7 protein-coding genes and 1 pseudogene are annotated in these 9,808 nt (G+C 60.5%); 7 read left to right on the forward strand and 1 reads right to left on the reverse strand.

Annotated elements, in window-relative coordinates; translation table 11 throughout:
• The first annotated feature begins 169 nt into the window (after window positions 1-169).
• From JQ46_RS01900 to JQ46_RS01930, 7 genes are read left to right on the forward strand one after another with little or no spacing between them, the layout of a single operon-like run.
• The gene (locus JQ46_RS01900; protein WP_230580592.1) at window positions 170-823 is read left to right on the forward strand and encodes a GNAT family N-acetyltransferase; all 654 of its coding nucleotides are present in this window, start codon (window positions 170-172) and stop codon (window positions 821-823) included.
• Window positions 820-1,845 carry a FecCD family ABC transporter permease gene (locus tag JQ46_RS01905; protein ID WP_011274154.1) on the forward strand — a complete coding sequence of 342 codons (1,026 nt, stop codon included), beginning with the start codon at window positions 820-822 and terminating at the stop codon, window positions 1,843-1,845. The genes JQ46_RS01900 and JQ46_RS01905 overlap by 4 nt, the downstream gene beginning before the upstream one ends.
• Complete coding sequence (locus tag JQ46_RS01910; RefSeq protein WP_034984983.1) at window positions 1,845-2,948, forward strand: FecCD family ABC transporter permease; 1,104 nt, start codon at window positions 1,845-1,847, stop codon at window positions 2,946-2,948. Before JQ46_RS01905 ends, JQ46_RS01910 begins: the two co-directional genes overlap by 1 nt.
• Entirely contained in the window at window positions 2,945-3,820 is an 876-nt protein-coding gene (locus JQ46_RS01915) for an ABC transporter ATP-binding protein (RefSeq protein ID WP_011274156.1), read from the forward strand. The genes JQ46_RS01910 and JQ46_RS01915 overlap by 4 nt, the downstream gene beginning before the upstream one ends.
• 29 nt (window positions 3,821-3,849) lie before the next feature.
• A complete protein-coding gene (locus JQ46_RS01920) occupies window positions 3,850-4,692 on the forward strand; it encodes a 2,3-dihydro-2,3-dihydroxybenzoate dehydrogenase (protein WP_051876192.1) in 843 nt (280 codons plus the stop codon).
• 37 nt (window positions 4,693-4,729) lie between these two features.
• Window positions 4,730-8,236 carry an isochorismate synthase gene (locus JQ46_RS01925; RefSeq protein WP_034984985.1) on the forward strand — a complete coding sequence of 1,169 codons (3,507 nt, stop codon included), beginning with the start codon at window positions 4,730-4,732 and terminating at the stop codon, window positions 8,234-8,236.
• Window positions 8,236-8,460, forward strand: a complete 225-nt coding sequence (locus JQ46_RS01930; RefSeq protein WP_034984987.1) for a phosphopantetheine-binding protein — start codon at window positions 8,236-8,238, stop codon at window positions 8,458-8,460. Before JQ46_RS01925 ends, JQ46_RS01930 begins: the two co-directional genes overlap by 1 nt.
• Window positions 8,461-8,811: 351 nt before the next feature.
• Here the strand turns inward: JQ46_RS01930 and JQ46_RS01935 are convergent.
• Window positions 8,812-9,808: pseudogene (locus JQ46_RS01935) on the reverse strand (IS3 family transposase); the annotation flags it as partial.

Consider the following 9,808-nt stretch of genomic DNA (forward strand, 5'->3'; position numbering starts at 1 on the left):
TTACACATAGACGGTAGTATGCTTACCCATGATTGACAATGACCCCCAGCAACAGCCTGAGTCACTGCTCACAGGAAGCCCCCAACCCCGCCCGGAGGAAATACTGGCCCGGTTGCGCCACGACATCCCGACAGCGGATTTCCTCCCTTCCCCGCCACCGTTACCGCAGATGAACCCTCCCTTTTCCCTACGCCCTGCGGACCCAGATCCCGAATCTTCCGATGCCGATCTGGTGGCCGAGTGGATGTCCCGCCCTCACTTGCGCGAGACGTGGGAACAACCCTGGCCAGCCGAACGCTGGCGCCAGGACTGGGTCGCAAAAACTCACACCACCTACGCTCGCGCCGCAATACTGTCCTATTCGATACCCCGCTCCCCCCACATCCGGGCTGCAAAGGAAGCCACGAGGGGCGATGCCTCCGCAGCTCCTACACCGTCTGACGAGAATGACGCCACAACCCCGGTGGGGTACGTGGAAATCTATCGCCCGCACCGGGACGAGATTGGCAGCAGCTATCTCTCTCAACCCCACGACCTGGGAGCCCATATCGCAATCGGCAAGCCAGAACTGACTGGCCATGGGATCTTCTCTTCTTTTCTGAGCAAGCTGGCCGCAGCACTGCTAGAGCAAGACCCGCAGTGCCAGCTGGTGCTTGGCGAGCCGGACTATCGCAACACCCGCACGCACCGGGCGCTGGCCAAGGCCAGTTTCCAAGATTTCGGCGAGCGACAGCAGCGGGCAGACCGGCGCGTACGGTTGTTCGGCTTAACACGGCCTAGCGCAGGGCGTGAGCCGCAACAGCGATTGGAGGCCACGCCATGAGTGTGCGCACCAGCCGCCTACTGGGTCTGGGGGTACTACTCCTACTGGTCGTCAGTGGCACGATCTGCAGTTTCCTGTACGGCGCCCGTTCCATCCCCGCAGAGGACGTGTGGGCTGCACTTCGGGATCTCCCGGCTACCAGTAGCTCCCCGGAGGAGGTTCCAGTCAACCAACGCGTGGTCGCCGAGCTGCGCCTGCCACGCACCATATTGGCCATTATCGTGGGCGCGGCACTAGGCGTAGCCGGCGCCCTAATCCAGGGACATACCCGCAATCCCCTGGCGGATCCGGGGATACTGGGAATCAGTTCCGGCGCGGCACTGAGCGTGGTGGCCAGCTACGCCCTGTTGGGCATCAGCGCGCCTTGGGCGACTGCGGTGGTTGCCTTCCTTGGTGCAATCGCAGCGACGGCGCTGGTCTTCGGCCTAGCTTCCGCGGGCAGAGCCACGGTAAATCCCCTGACCCTCGTGCTGGGCGGAGCCGCGCTGTCGGCAGTGCTAAGTGCCATCACGAGCGCCTTCGTTCTCACAAGTGAAAACAACCTGGATAGGATGCGCTTCTGGACCGTCGGTTCCCTAGCGGGCCGGGATATGAACATCGCGCTCAGCGTCTTGCCGTTTGTGGTTCTGGGGTTGATCCTGGCCTTTGCCACGGGCCCGCAGCTGAACATCCTAAATCTGGGCGACGACGTGGCTGCTGGCTTAGGTATCAACACTGCGGCCGCGCGACTAGGCGGCATGGGCATCATCGCACTGCTGGCAGGTGCAGCCACTGCCGCTGCAGGACCGCTGGGCTTCATCGGCCTGGTGGTACCCCATATCGTCCGAGCCCTCACCGGCCCGGATTACAAGTGGATTCTGCCGTACTCCGCGCTAGCCGGTGCAGCACTACTTCTTTACGCGGACGTGGTGGGGCGCCTCATCGCCCGGCCCGGCGAGCTCCAGGTGGGCATTGTGCTGGCGTTCGTGGGTGCACCGTTCTTCATCGTCTTGATTTACCGAAAGAAGGTGGCGACGCTCTGATGGGGCTCAACAAGACTTCGCGCAATAGGCTCACCGCTACCGAGCGGGTTCCAGGCCGTCCGGCATTCAGGGTCGGGCCAATCTCCTTCGTTTGGCGCCCACGAGTGCTGCTTGTATGCCTCATTGCCGCGGCCCTTATCGTTTTCTTGGGAGCATTTTCCATTGGACTAGGTGATTTCCCCATCTCCGTTTCCCGAGTGCTGGAGGTTGTCTTCCGCGGGGATGGAAACCGCGTGGAAAGGCTAGTGGTCCTGGACTGGCGCATGCCCCGTGTGGCAACCGCCATCGCGGTCGGCAGTGCTTTGGGGCTTTCTGGCGCGCTAACTCAGACAGTCACCCGCAACGCACTGGCCAGCCCGGATATCCTTGGTATCACCACGGGCGCCTCAGCCATGGCCGTGACGGTCATCGTCCTCGGCGGTGGCAGCGGATTTCTCAGCTGGCTGTCCGGAATCGGAATCCCTCTGGCCGCACTACTAGGGGCGATACTCAGCGCTACAGCGATCTGGGCACTGGCGTGGCGGCGCCAGGCGGATTCCTACCGACTAGTGCTCTTTGGCATCATCATCACCGCGCTGCTCAGTTCCTACATCAATTTCCTTATGATCCGCTCGGAGCTACGGAATGCTACCCAAGCGCAGTTCTGGCTCACAGGCTCCTTGGCCACAGCGGGCTGGAATACCACCATCCCGATGGTGGTTCTGGTGATCGCGTGCTGTCCCCTACTGGCCTGGATCGGCTACCAGGCGCTGGCCACCACTTTGGGACCCGATCTGGCTCGGGCACTCGGCCAGCGGGTCAACGGTGTACAGGTCGCGATGCTGGCGCTGGCCGTGGCCCTAGCTGCGGTAGCAGTCTCCGCCGCCGGCCCCATCGGCTTCGTCGCCTTCGTAGCACCCCAGGTGGCCCTTCGAATGTGCGGCGTACCCACCCCACCGCTTGCGGCTTCGGCGCTCACCGGTGCAGTACTGCTGCTGGGGGCGGACATCGTCACCCAAGCGATTCTGCCGGTGGAACTTCCGGTGGGCATTGTGACCTCCGCCCTAGGTGGCATCTTCCTCATCTATCTGCTCGTTCAACGCACTAGGAGCACAGACGCATGACCTCTTCCACACCCCAGCCAAATACAGCACAGCACAACACGGCACTACCAAATACAGCACAGCCAAGCGACACCAGCGGCGTAGTTGCGTCCTCGATCACGGTGGGCTACGGCGAGCGCACCATCATCCGCGACCTTAGCGCCACGTTCCCGGCGGGCAAGATTACTACCATCGTGGGGCCCAACGGCTGCGGTAAGTCCACATTACTGCGTGCCATGTCCGGCCTACTTGACCTCAATACGGGAACCGTTCGTGTGAATAACCAGGACATCACGGCCATGAAACGCAAGGAGGTCGCCCGACTATTGGGCGTACTTCCCCAATCGCCCGTGGCCCCAGAGGGCCTGCTGGTCTCCGATCTGGTGGCTCGCGGGCGGCACCCACACCAGGCGTGGTTCCGGCAATGGTCTTCCACGGACGAAGGGGCGGTACTCGAGGCCCTGGAGCAAACAGATTCCAAGGATCTTGCTAACCGCACGCTGGATGAACTCTCTGGCGGCCAGCGCCAGCGCGTGTGGATTTCCATGGTGTTGACGCAGAACACCGACATCCTTTTCCTCGACGAGCCGACCACCTACTTAGACCTGGCGACTTCCGTGGACATCTTGGAACTGGTTGAGGACCTGTGCCAACGGCTTGGCCGCACCGTGGTTATGGTGCTGCACGATCTAAATCTTGCGGTGCGTTATTCCGATTATCTAGTGGTCATGAATGAAGGCCAGGTGATGGCCTCCGGTTCGCCTTCGGAGATCATTACTGCAGAGCTACTGCAGCGGGCTTTCGACCTGCGAGCACGGGTGATCGAAGATCCGGAGACTGGCGACCCGCTCATCATCCCTCTCAAGAAATCCAAGAATAACACCCTTGATTAGCCTAACCTAAGTCGATTACAGTGTCCGCTATGGATTTCAACATTCCTCCGCACCTAGCCACACAGCAGCCAACCGAGTCGCCGCCGGAGCAAGCGCAACTACAACAAACGGTGATCGTGACAGGTGCTGCTGGAGGCATCGGCCGCGAGTGTGTGCGCCTGCTACGACAGAACGATCACACCGTGATCGGCTGGGATCTACCGGAAGTAGACATCACCTCTTCAAACCCGACTGACCCACGCAGCGTGGAAAGCCACCTGTCGAAAGCACTGGCAGCTCACGGGCACATTGATGCACTCATCCACTGCGCGGGAACCTTAATCCCAGATAGCGCACTGACGGGCCCCACGGCAGTTGACACAGTTGACACAGTCTCGGGTATCGGTACGGACCCCAACGAGACCGGAGCCTGGGAAAACAACTTCGCTGTCAACGTCACCGGCTTAGCCCGCACATGCTCCGCAATCGCCCAGCACATGGTGGATCGCGGCACTGGAGCAATTGTGGCAGTGACTTCCAATGCAGCAGCACAGCCCCGGGCACGCATGGCCTCCTATGGAGCTTCCAAAGCGGCAGCGACTGCCTGGTTGAAAACTCTGGCGCTAGAGTGCGCCCCACACGGGGTGCGCTGCAACAGCGTATCCCCTGGTTCCACAGACACCGCGATGCTACGCACCAGCTGGCACGGCGAGGATCGAGCCGCGCAGACCCTTGCCGGTGTACCGGAGGACTACCGGTTAGGCATCCCCTTACAACGCATCGCGCAGCCAGAAGATATCGCGGCAGCATGCCTCTTTCTTATCTCCCCTGCAGCCTGCCACATCACCATGCACGACCTCCGTGTTGATGGTGGCGCCACCCTAGATGCCTAGCCTCTGTACCCCACCAGCCCAACGAAAGGTTATCTCTATGGCGATTCCACCCATTTCGCCCTATCCCATCCCCACTCCATCCACCACACTGCCCGCCGATTGTCCGGCGAGATCCTGGGCCCTGGAGCCCGCACGCGCAGCACTGCTGGTGCACGACATGCAGAAGTACTTCCTAGCTGCCTATGACTGGAACAAAGAACCGCTACACTCGGCGCTCGCCAACATCGCGCGCCTCATCACCACGGCGGATCAGCTGGGTATTCCTGTGTTCTATTCCGCCCAGCCGCCGCAACAGCACCCCACCCGACGAGGGCTCTTAAGCGATATGTGGGGACAAGGTTTACAAACAGCCGAGGAAGCGTCGATCATCAAAGAGTTGGCGCCAGGCAAGCATCACCAGATACTCACGAAGTGGCGCTATTCCGCATTCGAGCGCACGGACCTTTACCAGTCGCTGGCTTTCGCTCGGCGGGATCAGCTAATTATCACCGGGGTATATGGCCACATGGGCTGCAAGGTCACCGCGGTGGATGCGTTTATGAAGGACATTCAGCCGTTTGTGATCACGGACGGAATTGCGGATTTCACGGCACAGGACCACCAGGAAACGATTGATTGGGTAGCCAAGCGCTGTGGAAGAAGCCTGGATACGGCCAGCGCGCTGAAACAGCTGGAGGTGCACGATGGTCCGCCCAGTGGGGAGGCTAGTGGCCCACCCAGCTTTGTCATGAGCGACAGCGACCAGACTCTGACAACCTGCGGCGTCAAAACTCGTTATGGCACGGTAGAGCAAGCCGCCGCAGCACTTCGTAGGGCGGCGGAGGCAGGACGGGAAGACGTCGTGGTGGGAGCGCTGCCCTTCGATCCAGACACAGCACCGGTATTGCTGGCCCCCGAGGGCTTTCAGTGGCACGCGGGAGCTCCGCGTTGGAAGACGGCTCCATTGGTTCCCGACGTGGTGGACATCTCACAACGCCCCAGCCTGCAAGAGCATGGCCGGCGGGTTAGCCGTGCCGTGGAGGCGATTGGGCGTGGCGAGTTTCAAAAGGTGGTGCTTTCCCGCGAGGAGGAGTACACGCTGGCTAGCCCTGTGGAGCCGGAAGCCCTGCTACGAGGGTTCATGGAAACCTCCGCCACGGGGCACGGGCACCTGGTAGCTACGACTAACGGCCCCGAAGAAGCTTTCTTCGTGGGATCTAGCCCGGAGCTACTGATCCGCAAGGAAGGCGCGCGGATTGTTTCCCACCCGCTGGCCGGAACTATCGCTCGATCGGAGGACCCGGTGACGGACTGGGCGCGGGCAATTGAGCTCACGCTCTCCCACAAAGACATCGCCGAGCACCGCTTCGTGACCACGGCCATCCGGAAGGTTCTTGAACCCCTGTGTACTCAGCTACACGTTCCGGAATTACCCACGCTGACCGCCACGTCGCACACCTGGCACCTAGGAACCCATATCGAAGGCACGTTGCGGAACCCTGATACCTCCGTTCTGGAGTTGGCTGCGTTGCTACACCCCACTCCGGCAGTCAATGGAGCACCGTCCGCTGCTGCGTTGGACTTTTTGCGCCAGCAGGAGCCGGAGCGGGGTCTGTACGGCGGCGCCATCGGATACGCAGATTCCCACGGCGATGGCGAGTGGCGGGTAGCTATCCGAAGTGCCACGGTTCAAGGCTCCCAAGTGTCTGCCCGAGCCGGCGGCGGAATCGTTGCCGAATCCCAGCCAGACCAGGAGATCGAGGAAACCAACTTCAAACTCGGTCCGGTGCGTGCGCTGTTGGGACTGGCCGCAAAGGGAGATACAGAAGGCACCGCGCAGCTCCCGTCAGCACACATAGCGCCCAATCCCGAGCCCCACCTCAGCCCGCTTAACGGAAGCCACGGCCCAGAGGTACTGGCCAACCACATGCCCCGTACCCTCGCGCAGGAATACCACCGCCAGGGAATATGGACCCACCACACCCACTGGGATGTCTTCCAACAAACGGTTGCCACCTTTCCCAATCGACCCGCCACGACGGACCGCCACCGCAGCCTGTCCTGGCACGAACTAGACAACAGCGTCGAGACCGCCGCCCACTACCTTCACCAAGCCGGAGTACGCCGGGGCGATGGCTGCATCCTGCAGCTTCCCAATAGTGTGGTGTTCCTCGAAACTCTCTTGGCATTATGGAAGCTCGGCGCCATTCCCATCTTCGCCTTGCCTGACCTCGGCTCCACGGAGGTGCGCCACTTCGCCAGCCACGCGCCAGCACGCTTCTACATCAGCACGTCGCGCCCCGATCGGCACCTTGCGGGCGTCCACGCCACGCTACAAGAGCCGCTGGACGATGGCCGCACTGTTCGAGCGATCCTCATCGACGAGACCGCCGAATCTCCCTGGGCTACCGAATCAACGGGGCACTCGGAGGCTGCAAACGAAGAGTCACCCGCCCCTCCAACCGCCGATGTTGAAGCAGACGAGCTTGCGTTCCTGCAGCTCTCCGGTGGCACGACCGGCCTACCGAAGCTAATCCCGCGAACCCATGCGGATTATCTCTATTCGATCCGTTGTGCGCTGCAAGCCTGTGACTTGGAGACGGAATCTTGCCTGCTCGTCGCTTTGCCCGCGGCGCATAACTTCACTCTCAGCTCGCCGGGAATTCTGGGTGCGCTGCTGCGCGGAGCGCACATCGTTTTCGCCAATTCACCGATGCCCAGCGATCTGCTGCCTGCCATTGACCACCACGGTGCGACTCACCTCGCCCTGGTACCTCCGGCGGTACTGGGCATTCTCAACGCACCGGCCCGCGATCGCCACGACCTACGCACTCTGCGCACGCTATGGGTGGGTGGGGCGAAGCTATCTGCCGAGGTGGCCCGCCGCATCCGGCCGGAACTCGACTGTCAACTGCAACAGGTTTTCGGCATGGCTGAGGGACTCGTAAACTTCACACCGTTAAACGCCTCGACCGAGGAAATAATCAATACACAGGGTCGCCCCATGAGCAGCCACGATGAGATTTGCATTGTTGATGACGCCACGCTCCCCCTCCCCGAAGGCCACCCCGGACACCTACTCACCCGCGGGCCGTACACGATCCGGGGCTATCACCGTGCTGAAGAGATCAACTCTAGGGCATTCACCGAAGATGGCTTTTACATTACTGGCGACATCGTCACCGTCGACGATAGTGCTCTGACGGTTGTCGGCCGGGCAAAGGATCAGATCAACCGCGGTGGGGAAAAGGTGGCTCCGGAAGCAGTCGAAAACGCGTTGCTCAGCCATCCGGATATCCACGATGTTTCGGTGGTTGGCACTCCGGACGACAATCTGGGCGAAGCCATCACGGCCTATGTGATCCTGAGGGATGGGGTGGATGATCTAACGCCACTTGCTGTCCGGAAGCATGCTCGGGCTGCCGGTATCGCGCGGTTCGCAGTACCGGACCACGTGCACATCGTGGAGGAGTTCCCCACCACCGGGGTGGGCAAAGTGAATAAACGAATCCAACAGAACAACGCAGATAGCACGGCCGAACGGAAGATTGAGGTAGCGAACTAATGGAACCAATCACTGAAGACCAGTTGCGCGGATGTGTAGCCGAGACGATGAAGATGGAGCCAGCGGAGATCGAGGTTTCCGAGGAACTCTATGACCAGGGTATGAACTCTCTGCAGCTAGTTACGGTTCTCACTTGGCTGCAGGAGAAAGGCTACGATGTGAGCTTCGCCGACTTAGCGGAGGATACTCGGCTGACGGCCTGGATCGAACTGCTGGATAGTTAAGCTAGATGTGGGTCTAGGCGGGCAACAGGCTGACACCCGAACAGATGCAGGTGGGTGTGGCATGACTCGGTCACGTGTACACGCGGACGCACCGTGAGGGTCTCCACTCGCCATGGTCCACCCTCCAAACCTCACCCGTGCCTCCACTCTCCACGCTCAACGCTGCACTTTCCACGGGTCATCCGGGACAAATGTCCTAAACGCCCCGAAGTTAGACCCCCACGCCGGCAGTTACCTACCTCCGCTACACCCCAACAGCATTTGTCCCCTGCGAGGGCGTTAGCAAGAAACGAAAAAGACCCCTACCACAGCAAAGTTGAACTGGCCCCCGAAAGTTGGACTGGTTTAATTCTAGGCGGTGAGGGGTTCAAGGGTCTGATTCCGATATTGCATCGGGGTCAGGCCCTTTAGTCGTTGTTGGATGCGTTCGGTGTTGTACCACCTGATGTACTCGTCGATCGCTTGATTGAACTCTGCGACCGTGTCGAAGACTTCACCGTGGTACATCTCTGTCTTCAAGTGTCCAAAGAAGTTTTCCATGACCGCGTTGTCGTAGCAGTTGGCTTTACGCGACATCGACTGCACACCACCGTTGTCGCCGATCAGGTCACGCCAGGAGGCATGCTGGTACTGGAAACCTTGATCTGTGTGCATCATCCACCCGGGTTCAGGCGCACACGCCGCGATCGCCTTGGACAAAGAATCGGTGGTCAACGCTGTCGACGGCGATGTAGCCACGCTGTGAGCGACGATGGAGCGGTCGAACAAGTCCATCACCGGTGACAAATACACCTTGCGGCCTGCAACCCTGAACTCGGTGACGTCGCTGACAAAAACGGTATTTGGCTGATCCGGAGTGAACTTGCGGTCGAGTGTGTTGTCAGCGATGTGGCTGATCGCCCCGCTGTAGGAAACATAGGGCCTGCGTTGGCGAATCTTGGCTCGAAGACCCATCTGGCACATGAGTTTGTAGACGAGTTTGTGGTTGACCACCCAGCCCTGGTTACGCAGGTCCAGCAGCACCCGCCGGTAGCCATAGCGATGCTTGTTACGTTCGAAGCACTCCCGGATCGCGTCTTTGAGCACTGCGTACTTATCCGGTTCGTTGAGTCGTTTCTGGTGGTAAAAGAACGTCGACCGTGGGATACCAGCGGCCTCTAGGAGGTACTCCAAGCGGTGGTGCGACTTGAGGATGACAATCGCCTGGACTTTCAGGCGTGTCCCTGGTTCCTCAAGTCCCGCAATTTTTTTAAGTACGCGTTTTCCGCTTCCAACCGTGCGATCTGACGGCGCAGCTTGTCTTCTTCTGTAAGCCGCTTCGGTGCAGCCGAGCCTTTGGGTCTGCCCT

The organism is Corynebacterium jeikeium (assembly GCF_000738175.1).
Classification (GTDB): domain Bacteria; phylum Actinomycetota; class Actinomycetes; order Mycobacteriales; family Mycobacteriaceae; genus Corynebacterium; species Corynebacterium jeikeium_C.